The 15996-nt window shown below is 39.3% G+C and carries 14 protein-coding genes; 10 read left to right on the top strand and 4 right to left on the bottom strand.

Annotation, left to right across the window (positions count from 1 at the left end):
• The first annotated feature begins 245 nt into the window (after positions 1-245).
• Both IGK96_RS12345 and IGK96_RS12340 read left to right on the top strand, forming a co-directional pair.
• Positions 246-605 carry an LPXTG cell wall anchor domain-containing protein gene (locus tag IGK96_RS12345; protein WP_104846685.1) on the top strand — a complete coding sequence of 120 codons (360 nt, stop codon included), beginning with the start codon at positions 246-248 and terminating at the stop codon, positions 603-605.
• Complete coding sequence (locus IGK96_RS12340) at positions 592-4494, top strand: WxL domain-containing protein (protein ID WP_113821076.1); 3903 nt, start codon at positions 592-594, stop codon at positions 4492-4494. Before IGK96_RS12345 ends, IGK96_RS12340 begins: the two co-directional genes overlap by 14 nt.
• A 54-nt stretch (positions 4495-4548) precedes the next feature.
• On the opposite strand, the gene lepB is transcribed toward IGK96_RS12340, so the two are convergent.
• From lepB to rpsD, 3 genes are all read right to left on the bottom strand, one after another.
• Positions 4549-5085 carry a signal peptidase I gene (gene lepB / locus IGK96_RS12335; RefSeq protein WP_002385230.1) on the bottom strand — a complete coding sequence of 179 codons (537 nt, stop codon included), beginning with the start codon at positions 5083-5085 and terminating at the stop codon, positions 4549-4551.
• Positions 5086-5146: 61 nt separating this feature from the next.
• Positions 5147-5695, bottom strand: coding sequence for a biotin transporter BioY (locus IGK96_RS12330; RefSeq protein WP_002354975.1), 549 nt, complete (start codon positions 5693-5695; stop codon positions 5147-5149).
• Between the two features lie 159 nt (positions 5696-5854).
• Complete coding sequence (rpsD, locus tag IGK96_RS12325) at positions 5855-6466, bottom strand: 30S ribosomal protein S4 (RefSeq protein WP_002365342.1); 612 nt, start codon at positions 6464-6466, stop codon at positions 5855-5857.
• 323 nt (positions 6467-6789) lie between these two features.
• On the opposite strand from rpsD, the gene IGK96_RS12320 reads away from it, so the two are divergent.
• The 3 genes from IGK96_RS12320 (at position 6790) to IGK96_RS12310 (ending at position 9104) form a co-directional block, all read left to right on the top strand.
• Positions 6790-7593: a formate/nitrite transporter family protein gene (locus tag IGK96_RS12320; RefSeq protein ID WP_002375588.1), complete on the top strand. Its 804-nt coding sequence runs from the start codon at positions 6790-6792 to the stop codon at positions 7591-7593.
• Positions 7594-7664: 71 nt separating this feature from the next.
• Positions 7665-8318 carry a DNA alkylation repair protein gene (locus IGK96_RS12315; protein WP_002354978.1) on the top strand — a complete coding sequence of 218 codons (654 nt, stop codon included), beginning with the start codon at positions 7665-7667 and terminating at the stop codon, positions 8316-8318.
• 9 nt (positions 8319-8327) lie between these two features.
• Entirely contained in the window at positions 8328-9104 is a 777-nt protein-coding gene (locus IGK96_RS12310) for an HAD family hydrolase (protein ID WP_002361040.1), read from the top strand.
• A gap of 170 nt (positions 9105-9274) precedes the next feature.
• Here IGK96_RS12310 and def read toward each other — a convergent pair whose 3' ends face one another.
• Positions 9275-9838 carry a peptide deformylase gene (def, locus tag IGK96_RS12305; RefSeq protein ID WP_002354981.1) on the bottom strand — a complete coding sequence of 188 codons (564 nt, stop codon included), beginning with the start codon at positions 9836-9838 and terminating at the stop codon, positions 9275-9277.
• 279 nt (positions 9839-10117) lie between these two features.
• On the opposite strand from def, the gene rpsO reads away from it, so the two are divergent.
• From rpsO to IGK96_RS12280, 5 genes are all read left to right on the top strand, one after another.
• Positions 10118-10387: a 30S ribosomal protein S15 gene (gene rpsO / locus IGK96_RS12300; RefSeq protein WP_002354983.1), complete on the top strand. Its 270-nt coding sequence runs from the start codon at positions 10118-10120 to the stop codon at positions 10385-10387.
• 186 nt (positions 10388-10573) lie between these two features.
• Positions 10574-12688, top strand: coding sequence for a polyribonucleotide nucleotidyltransferase (gene pnp, locus IGK96_RS12295; protein ID WP_002367402.1), 2115 nt, complete (start codon positions 10574-10576; stop codon positions 12686-12688).
• Positions 12689-12869: 181 nt separating this feature from the next.
• A complete protein-coding gene (mreC, locus tag IGK96_RS12290; protein ID WP_002383273.1) occupies positions 12870-13730 on the top strand; it encodes a rod shape-determining protein MreC in 861 nt (286 codons plus the stop codon).
• The gene (mreD, locus tag IGK96_RS12285; RefSeq protein WP_002354987.1) at positions 13727-14236 is read left to right on the top strand and encodes a rod shape-determining protein MreD; all 510 of its coding nucleotides are present in this window, start codon (positions 13727-13729) and stop codon (positions 14234-14236) included. The genes mreC and mreD overlap by 4 nt, the downstream gene beginning before the upstream one ends.
• Positions 14237-14567: 331 nt before the next feature.
• A complete protein-coding gene (locus tag IGK96_RS12280) occupies positions 14568-15986 on the top strand; it encodes a CHAP domain-containing protein (RefSeq protein WP_025188766.1) in 1419 nt (472 codons plus the stop codon).
• Positions 15987-15996: the final 10 nt, after the last annotated feature.

Here is a 15996-nt window from a genome sequence, read left to right as displayed (position 1 = left end):
GAAATTAAAGGCGATTTCTAAAGGATAAACGTGTTTCGACAATCATTTTCAAAGGATAATTTTAAATAACAAAGCACGAAATACTTGTTATATAAGGGTTTTGTGGGAAATAGGGTTGTCAAATGGAAAATAATGGTGTTTTGGAAAGCTTTTTCTTTGTTATTATAGAGATATGAAAAAAGGTGGTTTGAGCAGTAATTGTAGAGAAACTCAAATCTGTTGTTGAATTAAAAGGAGGTTTTTAAATGAAAAAAAAGCGTTATTTAATGATTGTGTTCCTACTATTTTCCCCTAGTTTTTTTATAAATGTTGAAGCGTCTGAACGTGGTTCTAGTTCGGTGGGGATTGAATTTTACAAAAAGGCACCCCCGAAAGAAGAGCCCTCACCGAAAACAGACGCGCCAAGTCCTAAGGGGCAAGTATCGGGACAGACGAGAACTAATCAAGCAGGTGTGGCAGGCGGTCAAGGCATCCCTACCACTGGTGACAAACAACTACCGCGTACAGGGAGCAAGAGTCAGGCAAATCTTAGCATTCTCGGCTTGGTCTTAATTGGCCTTGTCGGAATGGTACATAGAAAGAAGGGACGACATGAAGCAAACTAAGTGGCAACGTCTTGCAGCTATTGGTTTATGTGGTTCTTTGCTAGTGAATGCCTTTTCGGGCGTGACGGCAGTTGCGGAAACCGTTACGATTGAAAGTAGTCCGACAGTAGCAAGTAGCGCTAAGGAAGCAACATCAGCAAGTAGCGCAACGCCAGCAAGTACGGAAAGCAGTCAAGAAACGACTGAAACGAGTCGGGAAGAAGTAACACAGGAAATAGAGAAACCAGAAGTAGTGAAAGAAGAAACGCAAACAGAAGCGAAGAAACAAGAAGAGGAAACAGCAACTTCGGAAGTAGTTCAGCCGAATCCAGTGTTGACACCTACGCCAGTGAGTGGGGTTGGGGTTCGAACTGGGAATTTAGATAGCACATTTCCACAAATGGTAACTTTGATTCAAAATAAAAAGTTCACTACTACCAGTACAATGACGACACCTAATATAACTATAGGTTTTAATATAAAGTCTGATAACGGAGAAACTATTAACCTATCAGACTTTACTATGAGTGCTGAAGTGATTGATAATGTAAGATCTTATTACGACGCGATAACGGTTAATAAAAGTATCTCTCCCGTAAAAACAAGTTTAACGGGGTTTGATGTTACACTCCCAAGTAAGTCACTCAACTTTAATAATAAATGGACAAGATACTTTTTAGAGAACGTCCATTTTAAAGTTCCAAAATATATTGAAAGTGTAGATATATCTGGGAGTTGGCAAGGGATAATGAGTGATAGAATATCTACAAATACAGAAGAATTACTTGTAAACAAGTTAGACAGTACAACCTATGATATTGGTGAGTTCACACCTACTTTCGCTGATAGTGGAATCACTAGAGCGAATCATCTAGGTTATATCCAAGTTAGATGGGGAAATGTGGCACAGCCGTCCTTAGGTGTTTATGTAAATGCTACTATTCCTAATAAAGATGTAGACTTAAGTGTCACCCATAAAAAAGTCACCGAATCCTTCAAAGATACAGCAGGCGCAACCATTTCTGCTCCAACAGGATTCACCCAAGGCAAACAGACCAGTATTACCAGCAATAACTATACCTTCAAGCAAGCTGGCACCTTGCCAGAGACTTACAAAGCAAGCAATGGCAAAACCTATAAGTTCAAAGGTTGGTACAAAGGCAAAACCAAGCCAAACACCTTGACCACCACCAAAGCACCAAGCTATGTGGTGACTTATGATGATAATGATGATTTGAATGTAGTGTATGAGGAGATTGATGTTTTGGAATTTCCTAGTCGTATATATCAATTTGGTTTTGTTGATGAATCAGGTAAGCGAGTAGATGCCTCCACGATTGATTTGACCTATGATAATTGGTACGGTATTGGCACGGAACCACCCAATAATATCCCATCAGCCTGGGCAACTACTAAAATAGAAACAGGGATTAAGGCAAATACAAACAATAATTTTAAAGAAATCACCTATCCAGTTCACTATCTTGAAACGAATGGTAAAGATGCATTTCAATTTAGTGCAGCAAACTTAAGATACCACCTTCCAAGATTTTACAAATCCATCAGTGTGCAAAATCAACAAGGTGGTTTTGATGCCGCATATCCTTATCCAACTATACTAAACCACCCATCAGGTACGGAGGTAACTAGGACCTCCCAATATTTTGAATTAAAGAATAATGGAGGTCAGGAGTTTGTTCTCAACAGAACAACAGCGGCTGCTCCCGAAAATGTTCAGGTCCCAGCCTATTTAAGAGATATATCAGGTAATAATTCGAGGCAAGCAACGTATTATACGATTCAAGGACCAATTTACTACTATCTAACCAATCGCAAGGTCACCGAAAACTTCATCGATGCCAGCGGTGCCAAAATTACACCACCAACAGGCTTTACCCAAGGCAACAAAGTAGTGATTGATAGTGAGAACTTCACCTACACCAGTGCCAAAGCCTTACCAGATGCCTACACAGTAGGGGACAAAAACTACAAGTTCAAAGGTTGGTACAAAGGCACTGATCAAACCAAAATGGAAACGACGAAAACACCAAGTTATGCCGTCACTTACGATGACAAGGATGACATGACGGCAGTCTATGAAGAAGTCCAAGAAATCACTGTTCACCCAGGATTCTACGCAGAGTTTGTCGATGAACAAGGAAAAGCGTTCACGAATCCACTTACGCTTTCTGGAAACTATACAGAATTTTTCAGAAAAACCGCCACTAGTCCCTTTGAAGCAACAGGTTCGCTTTACCCAATGGTGGGAAGTAAAGAGGCGACCGTTGCTAATCGCTATAAAGTAGAAACCAAGCAAAACGTCTTGATTCCTAATGATTATGAACTTTTTTCTGATCTACCAACAGGTGTTTTAAATAAAGGTTTTGCGTTGAACAACTTTGATATTACGAATGAATTGAAGTATGTTGACAAAGTGGAAGCAACAACGAAAACCATTACGTTGTACGACTACGAGACCATTAGTGACATTGGCACCAACCTTCTATCGGATTCAGCAACGACTAGTTTTACTAGTTTTGAAACAGTGTTTAACAGAGAGACGAACAATACTTTTTCTGTTAAGGCAAGGTGGGGCCAATCAGGACTAACAAGAGATGTCCTTCCTAGTCTATTATTTCTAACTAGTGCAAATTCCCAACCAAGATTATTTGGTTTCGATGGAACTAGCGACTACAAGCAAACGATAAACTATAAAGTCACACGAAAACAAGTCACCGAAAACTTCGTTGATGCCGCGGGTGCTAAAATTACGCCACCGACAGGTTTCACGCAAGGGAAACAAACACCAATGACAAGCAACAGCTTCACCTACACCAGTGCCAAAGCCTTGCCAGCCACCTACACAGTAGGGGACAAAAACTACAAGTTCAAAGGTTGGTACAAAGGTACTGATAAAACTGCGTTGAAAACTACGAAAACGCCAAGTTATGCCGTAACTTACGATGATAAAGATGACATGACGGCAGTCTATGAGGAAGTCCAAGCAACGGCAGAAATGACCGTTAGTCGGTTACTAGAAGTTGTCTCCAATGAAGCTTCTATGATTTGGACAGTTAGGCTAAAAAACACTAGTGAAGTTCCATTGACCAACGTTAAACTAGCACCAACGGCCAAATGGGCGGCAGGTATTTCGGCGCCGACCCAATTAGCTGTTCGCCTTGGTAATACGCCAAATAAAATTATTCCAGTGACGGCAGAACAATGGCGCACAGGAGTTAACTTGGGTGTGGAAATTCCGGTGAATGGTGAAGCTTTAGTGACAGTGAACACAGCGAAAATCACGGGAGAACCAAGACAACTTTTAACCGCAGAAATGACAGCTAGTGGGAACTTTTCTGCAGTAACAGCTAGTAACTTTGTGCGTATTCAAGGCGAAGATCAAACGATTGAGCCAACGCCAGCAGAAGAAGGCTTCATTAGTATGCCGACGTTTGACTTTGGAAAAATTATGATTAGCGGTAGTACTAAGCAGTACGGCCTGAAAAAAGCAGCTGATTATTATGGGAATGGCACACGTAATCCGTATTTGCGGATAAAGAAAAGCCAACCCAATTGGCAGTTGACAGCACAATTATCACAGCTAAAAGCGTCTGCCGATAGTTTGCCAACTAGTACGCGCTTATTATTAGGCAATGCAGACGTTGCAACAATCGAAAACTATAATCAAGTCACAGAATTAACGAATAAAGTTGGAATTACGGAGCCGTTAGCTTTGACGAGTGACGGCACATCTACACCAGTAATTCTTAATAACCAATTTACAGGTAATGATGTCTATCAATTAGATTTTGATTTTGCCAATGTGAAATTAGAAGTCCCTGCCAATCAAGGGAAAATAAATGAGAAATATCAAGGAACGGTGACGTGGAACTTAGTCACTGGACCTTAAAAAAATAGTAAACCGCCCTCAAAAAGTCTAACTTTTTGGGGGCGGTTTACTATTTTATGGAAAGCCAATTTTATCTAATGGATAATAACGAAAAGTCAAAACACCTTCCACACTCGCTTGTTTAACAAAGCCAAAATAACGACTGTCGTCTGAGCGCGGGCGATTATCCCCCAAGACAAAATACATGCCTTCTGGAACGGTCAGGGATTGGGTGGCTTCTAAGGTCTCTAGCGTAAAATCTTGGGTATAATTTTCATTTTTAGAGACATTTCGTTTAGCACTTGCTAAGTAATCTTCACTGAGCGATACACCATTAATATAAAGGGTATCATCGCGATACTCGACTGTTTCGCCAGGTAAACCAATTAAACGTTTGGCTACTCGTTGGCCGTTGCGAGGACTAGGGAAAGCGATAATATCAAAGCGCTGTGGTTTTTTAATCGAGGTCACCCATAAACGGTCGTTGTTATGAAGTGTTGGTTCCATTGAAGAGCCGTTCACCGCAGCAGGGGAGAAAACATAGTGTCGAATTAGCAAGACAGCGACGACTAACAAAACCAACTGAACCAATCGTTTTAATAATGAGGACATGGACTTCACTCCTTTGTCCTTTTAGTGTACTACAGACAAGGAAAAGAAAAAAGTTTTCCCCTTAAGAAAGGTGTGCTAAAAAACGTTTCATAAAGCGTTGGCGAATTAAAATACCAACATAAGCAGCTGCGACAGCCTTGATGATACCAGGAATAATAAACGGAGCAAACCCGCCAGCGAAAGCGTTTGGCCACGGCAGATTTGCGGAATATTTCAACCAAATCATGCCGAAAACTAAGGTAACTAAGGCACCGGCAATATTTGCGATAATGGCCCAAGTATAGTTAAAGGTTGTTTTTTCTAAAATATAACCAGTTAATAAGCCGTTAAAGATAAAGCCGATTAAATAGCCGCCAGTTGGTCCAAAGAGTACACCGAACCCGCTAGACATCCCAGCGTAAACGGGTAAACCAATTAATCCTAATAAGAAGTAAATTAAAATAGCGTAGGTCCCCGTTCGCTTGCCCAAAACGGTAGCGGTTAAGCCGATGGCAAATGTTTGTCCAGTTAAGGGGACAATCCCCAATGGAATTGTAAATTGTGAAAGTACAGCAATAATCACAGCGAATTCTGCTGCTAAAATTAAAGAGCGTAACGATGCTTTATTCATAAGAAGCCTCACTTTCTATTGTTAACCAATTATTTTTATTTGGTTAACAATAGTTTAGCGGAAGTAAACCATTTTGTAAAGAGGGCAAAGAAAAAAACCTTGCCAAGAAAGGCAAGGTTTTGAAAGAAGGTAAGAACCGTAGTTCGACCTTTTGAAATCTTAAAGTTTTTGGTTGTAGTATTCAACGACAAGTGCTTCGTCGATTTCTGGGTAAAGTTCATCACGTTCTGGTAAACGAGTGAAGCTACCTTCTAATTTTTCAGTGTCAAAGCTTACGAATGCTGGACGTCCAACAGTTGCTTCAACCGCTTCTTTAATTGTTGAGATGTTTTGAGATTTTTCACGAACACCGATCACTTGACCAACTTCAACGTGGTATGATGGAATATCAACACGTTTGCCGTCTACAGTGATGTGGCCATGGTTAACTAATTGACGTGCTTGACGACGAGTAGTTGCAAGACCTAAACGGTAAACAACGTTATCTAAGCGTTGTTCTAGTAAAACCATGAAGTTAACACCGTGTTTACCTTCTTTGATTTTGCTTGCTTTAATGAACAACGTACGGAATTGACGTTCGTTCATGCCATACATATGACGTAATTTTTGTTTTTCAGTTAATTGCATTCCGTATTCAGAAACTTTACCACGGCTGTTAGGTCCGTGTTGTCCTGGTTTGTAAGGGCGACGAGCTAGTTCTTTACCAGTACCTGATAAAGAGATACCTAGACGACGAGATACTTTCCATGATGGTCCAGTATAACGAGACATTAAAAATTCCTCCAATAAATAAATGTTTTTTTGGAGTAAAATAATTAGATGAAAAATTCATATTCGTTCAGTTCATTCTTCAACCTTCGCCTTTGCAGCCGCGGTTACGCAGTTGAACCAAGTTTGGCAATGAACTGTTGACGAGTTATTATTCTTCTGCTGCAATTATTTTACACAAAATCTAGTATACTTAATAGGATAGGAAACGTCAAGGTTTTAAAGTGAAATATGAAAAAAAGGTAGACAAAAACACTTTTCCTCATTAGAATAAGGAGAGATGTTTTGAAAATATAAGTTGAAAACGGAATGAAAGGGAGTTTACAATGAAGTCTGGTTCACCATTGTTTGAACAAATTGATAAATCCATCGACAAGAAAGTGAATTTATTCTCAAACAGCTTTTCCCGCTACGCTGTTCGTGCAATGCTTGCTTGTCTATTTTTAACGTTGGGAACAGCCGTTGCTTTTGCAATCGCAATTAAAGGAGAAGGAATTTCTCATGGTTTAGGGAAAATGCTTTACGCCTTCATGTTCAGTTGGTCACTTGTGATGATTTTATATATGAATGCCGAACTTGGTACCTCGAATATGTTGTACATGACTGTTGGCGTCTATCGTAAAAAAGTCAACTTTTCCTTAGCTGCAAAAATTTTATTTACCTGTATCTTATTCAATTTAATTGGTGGTGTCTTATTTGGTTTCTTGGTATCACTTACGGTGCCGTTCCAAGATTTACCAAAAGATAGTTTCTTCTTTACGTCGATTGCTGGAAAATTAGAAAAAACCACCCTGCAAATTTTAGTTGAAGCTATGTTCGCCAATATTGTGGTTAATACAGCCGTATTAGTGAGTATGCGAATGAAAGATGACGCCGGCAAAGTCGCGGCCATTATTTTCATTATCTTTATCTTTGCTTTCCTTGGTTTTGAACACGTGATTGCCAACTTCCCAGCCTTCAGTTTAGCTTACTTTGCTTCAAACGGCGCAATTGAAGCTTTCACAGCTGGTAATGTTATTCATAATCTTTTCTGGGCCTTTATCGGTAACTTTATCGGTGGTGGCTTAATTATGGGTCTCGGCTATGCTTGGTTAGATAAAGACAACAAAAACTTAACGTATTTTGATTAATTGACCAACCAACTATACTAAAACATGGTACACTGTTTTAGTATAGTTTTTTTATTATGAGGAGCGAAGGAATGGACACACTTCAATTTCAGAAGAACCCAGAAACAGCAGCAAAAATGTCTGCTTATATGAAACACCAATTTGTTTTTGCAGGCATCCCCGCCCCAGAACGTCAAGCGTTAAGTAAACAACTTTTAAAAGAAAGTCATACGTGGCCAAAGGAAAAATTATGCCAAGAGATTGAGGCTTACTATCAAAAAACAGAACGAGAATATCAGTATGTCGCTATTGATTTAGCCCTTCAAAATGTTCGGAGATTTTCATTAGAAGAGGTCGTAGCGTTTAAAGCCTATGTTCCACAAAAAGCGTGGTGGGATAGTGTGGATGCTTGGCGAAAATTTTTTGGGTCGTGGGTGGCGTTGCATCTGACTGAATTGCCAACGATTTTTGCCCTTTTTTATGGCGCTGAAAATTTCTGGAATCGGCGTGTTGCGCTGAATTTACAGTTGATGTTGAAAGAAAAGACCAATCAGGACCTGTTGAAAAAGGCGATTATTTATGATAGAACTACAGAGGAGTTCTTCATTCAAAAAGCGATTGGCTGGTCATTACGCCAATATAGTAAAACGAATCCGCAATGGGTCGAGGAATTGATGAAAGAATTAGTGTTGAGTCCTTTAGCACAACGAGAAGGCAGTAAATATTTAGCGAAAGCGAGCGAATAAGGAGAAATGATGGAAAGAAAACTTTTTGCATTTGATATTGATGGGACGTTGTTAAATTCGGAGAAGAAAGCATTGGATAGCACGAGAGAAGCGCTAGCAAAATTGCGGGAGCAAGGACACTTAGTTACGCTGGCAACTGGCAGAAGTCGTTATATGGCGCAAGAGGTGATTTGGGATTTAGATTTTACCAATTACGTATTATGTAATGGCGCCGCGGCTTTTGTGGATCATGAGCAATATTATCAAAATTTATTGCATGCTGAAGCGTTGGAACGTTTGGCACAAGACAGTGATCAACGCGGCTTAGGATTTGCTTGTGTGGGCTTAGATGATATTAAGAAGAGCAACCAGCACCGTGCTGAAAAAATGGAAATTGCGATGAACTCTTTTCATTTTCATTCACCTGCTTATGATGAACACTTTTATCGTCAAAATGATATTTACCAAGCGCTAGCTTTTTATGACGCAGAAGATCAGTGTACGTTTGAAGAAGAATACCCAGAATTTCGCTTTATTCGCTGGCATCAACATAGCGTAGATGTTGTGCCTAAAGATGGCTCAAAATCAGCTACGTTAACGTATTTAGCTAAACGTGTGGGCATTGATGCAAAAAATATCATTGCCTTTGGGGACGGCGAAAATGACCGAGAAATGTTAAGCCATGCAGGGATTGGCGTCGCAATGGGCAACGCGAGTCCTTCCATTCAAAAAGTGGCCACGATGGTCACAGATACCAATGATAATGATGGGATTTGGAAAGCCTTAAAAGAAATGAAGGCCATTTGAGGTCGGGACAGAAGTGTTTAACTCCGAGAAATAAGAAGGAATTTCCGAAAATTGTTCTTTAATTTTTGGAGAATTTCGGCTTATTTCCGAAGGAGTTGCTTCTGTTCCCGCCGTTTATTAGTTTTTGAGCGTGGAGCAAAAATCCAAAGTGATTTTTGTCCCACGCTCCTTTATTCGATGACTAAAACGCCCTCTTTTAAAGCAAATGGATTTTCTTTGTTAATATGATCGTAGAACATGATGCCATTAATATGATCAATTTCATGTTGAACCACAATCGCTTCGTAGTTTTTTAAACGAACTTTGTGTTTTTCGCCAGCCATGTCAAAATAACTGACGGTAATTTTGTTATGGCGAACGACATATCCAGGCACATCCCGATCGACAGATAAACAGCCTTCCCCTTCACCTAAACATACATCTTGCACAGAATGGCTCAAAATTTTAGGGTTGTACATCACCGTACTTAATGAAGGCGTTTCGTTTTCTGGGTCGTTACTAGGAACATGGACAGCAATAATTCGTTTAGAAATATCTAATTGTGGTGCAGCTAAACCAACGCCACCACGTAATTGTAATTCTTCGGCTTTGACTGGATCTTGACTATTTTTTAAGAAAGTCAACATGTCTTCGCCTAATTGTCGGTCTTCCTCAGTGATAGGGACAGGCACTTCTTCTGCCACAGCACGAAGTGTGGGATTCCCTTCACGAATAATATCTTTCATTGTAATCATTCAATGGTTCCTCCTTTGAAACATAAAAAAATTCTTCTTTTATTTATTCATGCGCTGAAATAATCAGTTGTTTACCACCATTTAGTGTATCACAAAATCACCAAAAAAGGGGCTAGATTGTTTAAAAAAACTATCGAATAATAGAGATTAAGCTTGCATTTTAGCGGTGTTTCCTGTAAAGTAAGCTTGTGTGGAAACACACCATCTATCACTTGGTTTAGCGAGTCACCAACGCTTCACTCAGTGATCAGACGAATAATAGAGAAAGAGGTGGAACAAATGGCAATTTCACAAGAAAGAAAAAACGAAATCATTAAAGAATACGCACGTCATGAAGGAGATACTGGTTCTCCAGAAGTACAAATTGCTGTCTTAACTGAAGACATTAACCAATTGAACGAACATGCGCGTACACACAAAAAAGATCACCATTCTTACCGTGGTTTAATGAAAAAAATCGGTCACCGTCGTAACTTGTTAGCTTACTTACGTAAAACTGACATCCAACGTTACCGCGAATTGATCCAACGTTTAGGATTACGTCGTTAATCATTACGTATAAAGCGAGGTTCAATCAGAATCTCGCTTTTTATCTTATTGTCACTATTGAAGGTCCTCTTTGGAAAGTTTTTAGGAACTACTAACCAAATGAAAGAGCAGCAACGACTTGTTACTTTTTCATTTGTTTAGTAGCCGTCTGACTTTTCCAAAGAGCAAGAGTAAAGGAGAAGAATTATGACAGAAAAACAAGTCTTTAAAACAACTTGGGGCGGCCGCCCACTAGAAGTAGAAATCGGCCAATTAGCCAAACAAGCCAATGGAGCTGTCTTAGTACGTTACGGCGATACGGTCGTTTTAAGTGCTGCTGTTGCCTCTAAAGAAGCAAAAGATGTAGACTTTTTCCCATTAACTGTAAACTATGAAGAAAAAATGTATGCGGTAGGAAAAATTCCTGGCGGCTTCATTAAACGTGAAGGTCGTCCAAGTGAACGTGCGACATTAACCGCTCGTTTAATCGACCGTCCTATTCGTCCAATGTTCTCAGAAGGCTTCCGTAACGAAGTCCAAATTACGAACATCGTTATGAGTGTTGATCAAGATTGTACACCAGAAATGGCTGCAATGTTTGGGTCTTCCTTAGCGTTAGCAATTTCAGATATTCCATTTGACGGACCAATTGCTGGCGTTGACGTTGGTCGTATTAATGGCGAATATGTCTTAAACCCAACGGTAGAACAAGCAGAACAAACAGATATTGAATTAACTGTTGCTGGAACAAAAGAAGCCATCAACATGGTTGAAAGTGGTGCCAAAGAAGTATCAGAAGAAGATATGTTAGGTGCCTTACTTTTCGGTTTTGATGCCATCAAAGAACTAGTGGCGTTCCAAGAAGAAATCGTTGCCGCTGTAGGTAAACCAAAGATGGACGTGGACTTATTACAAGTGGACGCTGATCTTAAAAAAGAAATTTTTGATGCGTACTACAATACAATGAAAACAGCCGTAATGACGGAAGAAAAATTAGCACGTGAAGTTGAAATTGACAAAGTAAAAGATACAGTCAAAGAAGTTTACGCTGAAAAATTTGCGGAACACGAAGAAGAAGCGCAATTACTAAAAGAAGTGAAACAAATTGCGGAAGATCTTGAAAAAGATGTCGTACGTGAGTTAATTACGATCGATAAGATTCGCCCGGATGGCCGTAAATTAGACGAAATTCGTCATTTATCATCAGAAGTAAGTATTTTACCACGTGTGCATGGTTCTGGCTTATTTACTCGGGGTCAAACACAAGCTTTATCCGTTTGTACATTAGCGCCTTTAGGGGAACATCAAATTATCGATGGGTTGGGTGTCCAAGATAGCAAACGTTTCATCCATCATTATAACTTCCCGCAATTCTCTGTTGGTTCAACAGGACGCGCGGGCTCACCAGGTCGTCGTGAAATCGGTCACGGTGCGTTAGGTGAACGTGCCTTAGCACAAATTATTCCATCAGAAGAAGACTTCCCTTACACAATCCGCTTAGTAGCAGAAGTGTTAGAATCAAATGGTTCTTCTTCACAAGCAAGTATTTGCGCGGGAACATTAGCATTAATGGATGCGGGTGTGCCAATTAAAGCGCCAGTTGCAGGTATTGCAATGGGTCTTGTTAGTGATGGCGAAAACTATACAATCTTAACAGATATTCAAGGTTTAGAAGACCACCTTGGCGATATGGACTTTAAAGTAGCAGGAACGAAAGACGGAATCACTGCTTTACAAATGGACATCAAAATCCAAGGAATTACAGAACAAATTTTAACGGAAGCATTAGACCAAGCGAAGAAAGCACGGATGGAAATTCTAGAAGAATTAACAACAACGATTGCTGCTCCTCGTGAAGAATTAAGTCAATATGCACCGAAAATTGAAATGATTCAAATTAAACCAGCGAAAATTAAAGATGTCATTGGTAAAGGTGGCGAAACAATCAACAGCATTATTGATGAAACTGGCGTTAAGATTGATATCGATCAAGACGGTAACGTAAGTATTGCTTCATCAGATGCTGAAATGATTAAAAAAGCCATCAAGATTATTGAAGAATTAACCAAAGAAGTTGAAGTCGGTCAAGTTTACTTAGCAAAAGTTGTCCGCATTGAAAAATTTGGTGCGTTTGTTAACCTAATTAAAGGCAAAGATGGCTTGATCCATATTTCTCAATTAGCAAACGAACGTGTGAACAACGTTGAAGATGTCGTGAAATTAGGCGACGAAGTCCTTGTCAAAGTAACTGAAATTGACAAACAAGGCCGTGTCAACGTTTCAAGAAAAGCATTATTAAACGAAGAAAACAAAGAAAAATAATTTCTTTTTAAACCAACGAAAACCAAGGAAGCTTCCTTTCTTTTCGTTGGTTTTTTCGCTGAAAACAAGCCCTAAAAAAGAAATGATAAAAAAAGCTAAAGACGATCGCCAACTCTTTTGTTTATAGTCAATTAGTGGTAAAATTAATACTATCAGTCTGAAGAATATCTGGGGTGTCTTTGTGAAAAAATTTAATCCAAATAAAAATATAATCATTACCTTAATTTTAGTCATTATTTTAGTAACCATTATTAGTTTAACTGCTGCGCAACGTTCTGAAAAAGGCAAAACCAATGTCGTTCAAGGTGGCGTCAATAATAGCGTTAGTATGGTGGATCGTGTGATTTCTTTTCCAGCTCGTGTGGTGGAAAATGGCTTGTCTTCAATGGGCAATTTAATTAACACGTTTAAAGAAAACGAACGTCTAAAAGAAAAAATTGATAGCTATAATGAATTAGCTGTCCAAAACAATAACTATAAACGTGAAATTGATAGTTTAAAACAAGAATTGAATCTGAACGAAACGTTGGCCAACTATGAAAAAGTAACTGCGAATGTCATTACGCGTTCGCCGGATACTTGGCAAGACTTATTAATTATCGATAAAGGAACCAATGACGGCATTGAAGCGGGCATGGCGGTCATGGCGCAAAAAGGGTTAGTGGGGCGTGTTATTGAAGTCAATGCAACGACTGCAAAAGTGGAACTACTAACGTCTAAAAATGTTAACTCAAACCATTTCCCTGTGCGAGTAACTTCCGCAAATGGCGAATCGTTTGGTTTACTTAAAAATTACGACAATAAGACAAATGCATTAATTGTGTCACAATTAACTGGCGATGCTACTCTGAAAGAAGGCGATGTCGTTCAGACTTCTGGCTTAGGTGGTAATTCCCCAGCCGATTTAGCGGTAGGGACAGTTATTAAAGTGAAACCAGATAGTTTTGGTTTAGATCGTGAAGTGTATGTGAAACCTTATGCGGATGTTTATGGTATCTCCGTTGTGACGGTCGTGAAAAGATCGGCAGGGGAAAGCGAATGATTCGGAAAGAGTATTTAAAATACGTCACACCTATTCTCTTGTTTTTCTTAATGTTAATTGATGCTCATTTAACAAAGTCTTTTGAAACGTGGACAAGTAATGTTTACTTCGCCAGTTCTCATCTGTTATTACTTGCGTTTATGTTTGCCGTTCCTAATTTTTCTAAACGTTATTTATTAATTACTTCGTTAATTTTAGGCTTTATTTGCGATAGCTACTACATTGGCATTATCGGGATTTATACAGTTGCACTGACGCTTTCGGTTATGTTGATGTATACATTTAAAGAAGTAATTCAAACAAATTTACTAACTGGTTTTTTTGGGATCGTCATTTTTACCACGTTGTATGAACTGATTGCGGTACTGATTCAAGTGGCCTTTCATTTAGCGGATGTCAGCCCAATTTTATTTATTACACGTGTGTTGGGCCCTACATTGCTATTGAACATGGTGTGGTATGTTATTTTATCTTATCCGCTGAAAAAACTGTTTTCCGTAAAATAAAAATTGAAAATTTTGTTCGTTTGCGAAAAATGCTCATTTGTTAGCGTTTTTCGCTTTTTTTATTTTCTTTAAATAACAAAACGATGAGAAGCTTACCCTGGAGCCTTGAAGAAAGTTGTGAAAAAAGTGAAGCTTTTTTTTGTCATTTACAAGAAGAAAATTGAAATATTACTGTAACATCCATATTATCTCAGTGACATACAGCTATGCTACAATTGCTCTATCGTTGAAAAAGAGAAATTTATTCAAATTTTAATAAATAATAAAAAAGCTTAACAAAAAAGGATTTTCGGAGGACAACAGATTGAAGAAAAGTGTATTATCGGCTCTAATGGTATGTTCCATTACCTTAACAAGCGTAGCGTTGCCATCCGCAGCATTTGCAGATGAATACGATACAAAGATTCAACAACAAGATCAAAAAATTAATGCGTTAACTAGCCAAATGTCAGATGCAGAAGCAAAAGTTGCCGCGATTGAAAATGATATGGTTGAAACGGCCAAACAAATCGATACATTAACAGCTAAAAAGAACAAGCTATCATCAGAAGTATCTAAATTATATAGTGAAATTTCTGATTTGAATGTCCGTATTCAAAAACGTGAAGTACAAATGACAAAACAAGCACGCGATGTCCAAGTGAATGGTCAAAGTGATTCAATTATTGATGCTGTCTTAGATGCAGATTCAGTAGCAGATGCAATTGGTCGTGTTCAAGCGGTCTCAACAATGATGAGCGCCAACAATGAATTACTAGAACAACAAAAAGAAGACAAAGCGACTGTTGAAAAGAAAACAAAGAATGTTGAAAAACAAATTGCTGAATTAGAAGCAGCAACAAAAGAATTAAATGACAAAACAGAATCATTAAAAACATTGAAGATTCAACAAGAAGTGGCTAAAAATGATTTAGAAGCACAACGTTCTGAAGAACAAGGGAAAAAAGACAGCTTCATTAAACAGAAAAAAGAAGCGGAAAAACGTTTAGCAGAAGAGCAAGCACGCCAACGTGCAGCTGCTAAAAAAGCAGAAGAACAAGCGGCAGCGCAAGCACAAGCCGCAGCACAAAAAGCGGCAGCAGAGCAAGCGAAAGCAACAAAAGCAGCCAATGAGGCAGCAGCATCAGCCGCTGAAGAAAAAGCCGCAACACCAGTAGTAGAATCATCAACAACTACTGAAAGTACCACAACGCAAGAAACAACAACTTCAAGTACTGAAACAGAAAGTGTTGTAACAACACCTGCAGCAGCACCTGAAAAAGAAAAAGAAGTTCCTGTAACTAACCCAACGACTCCTGAAAAAGGCAATGAAGCAAAACCAGGGAATGGTGGCGTGACTTCAGGAAAACAAGCCGCAATTAATGCAGCTTTAGCAGATGTTGGTAATTCTTATGCAACAGGTTGGAATCAACCAGGCGAATGTTTAGTATCTGTTCGTCGCTGGTTAGCGGCAGGCGGTATTAACTTCGGTTATGGTGGTCCAAACAGTGGCTATGTTGCTTCTGGCGCAACACAAGTTAGCTGGAGTAACGTGCAACCAGGCGATGTTGTTCAATATGAAAGTGCCTATAGTCCAGATAGCTGGATTGGTGGCGTGCATACTGTCTTGGTTACAGGTGTAAGTGGCGGAAGTGTTCAAATCGTTGAAGCGAACAACCCAGGAGGTTCTGGTTATGTTTCTTCTAACTCTAACTGGTCACCAGCACCACCAGCAGGATTCCGCGCTGTTGTATGGCGTTTTCCAGGCTAAATAGTCATCT

The sequence above is a fragment of the Enterococcus sp. DIV0682 genome (assembly GCF_051712685.1).
GTDB classification, from domain to species: Bacteria; Bacillota; Bacilli; order Lactobacillales; family Enterococcaceae; genus Enterococcus; species Enterococcus faecalis.
This window is presented reverse-complemented; position numbering and strand designations above follow the sequence as displayed.

Excerpts from the sequence above, each read along its gene's own strand:
- def (WP_002354981.1), bottom strand. The coding sequence starts at position 9,838 with ATGATTACAATGAAAGATATTATTCGTGAAGGGAATCCCACACTTCGT.
- IGK96_RS12280 (WP_025188766.1), top strand. The coding sequence starts at position 14,568 with ATGGTATGTTCCATTACCTTAACAAGCGTAGCGTTGCCATCCGCAGCA.
- IGK96_RS12340 (WP_113821076.1), top strand. The coding sequence starts at position 592 with ATGAAGCAAACTAAGTGGCAACGTCTTGCAGCTATTGGTTTATGTGGT.
- lepB (WP_002385230.1), bottom strand. The coding sequence starts at position 5,085 with ATGTCCTCATTATTAAAACGATTGGTTCAGTTGGTTTTGTTAGTCGTC.
- pnp (WP_002367402.1), top strand. The coding sequence starts at position 10,574 with ATGACAGAAAAACAAGTCTTTAAAACAACTTGGGGCGGCCGCCCACTA.
- IGK96_RS12345 (WP_104846685.1), top strand. The coding sequence starts at position 246 with ATGAAAAAAAAGCGTTATTTAATGATTGTGTTCCTACTATTTTCCCCT.
- IGK96_RS12315 (WP_002354978.1), top strand. The coding sequence starts at position 7,665 with ATGGACACACTTCAATTTCAGAAGAACCCAGAAACAGCAGCAAAAATG.
- mreD (WP_002354987.1), top strand. The coding sequence starts at position 13,727 with ATGATTCGGAAAGAGTATTTAAAATACGTCACACCTATTCTCTTGTTT.
- IGK96_RS12330 (WP_002354975.1), bottom strand. The coding sequence starts at position 5,695 with ATGAATAAAGCATCGTTACGCTCTTTAATTTTAGCAGCAGAATTCGCT.
- rpsO (WP_002354983.1), top strand. The coding sequence starts at position 10,118 with ATGGCAATTTCACAAGAAAGAAAAAACGAAATCATTAAAGAATACGCA.
- IGK96_RS12320 (WP_002375588.1), top strand. The coding sequence starts at position 6,790 with ATGAAGTCTGGTTCACCATTGTTTGAACAAATTGATAAATCCATCGAC.
- rpsD (WP_002365342.1), bottom strand. The coding sequence starts at position 6,466 with ATGTCTCGTTATACTGGACCATCATGGAAAGTATCTCGTCGTCTAGGT.
- IGK96_RS12310 (WP_002361040.1), top strand. The coding sequence starts at position 8,328 with ATGGAAAGAAAACTTTTTGCATTTGATATTGATGGGACGTTGTTAAAT.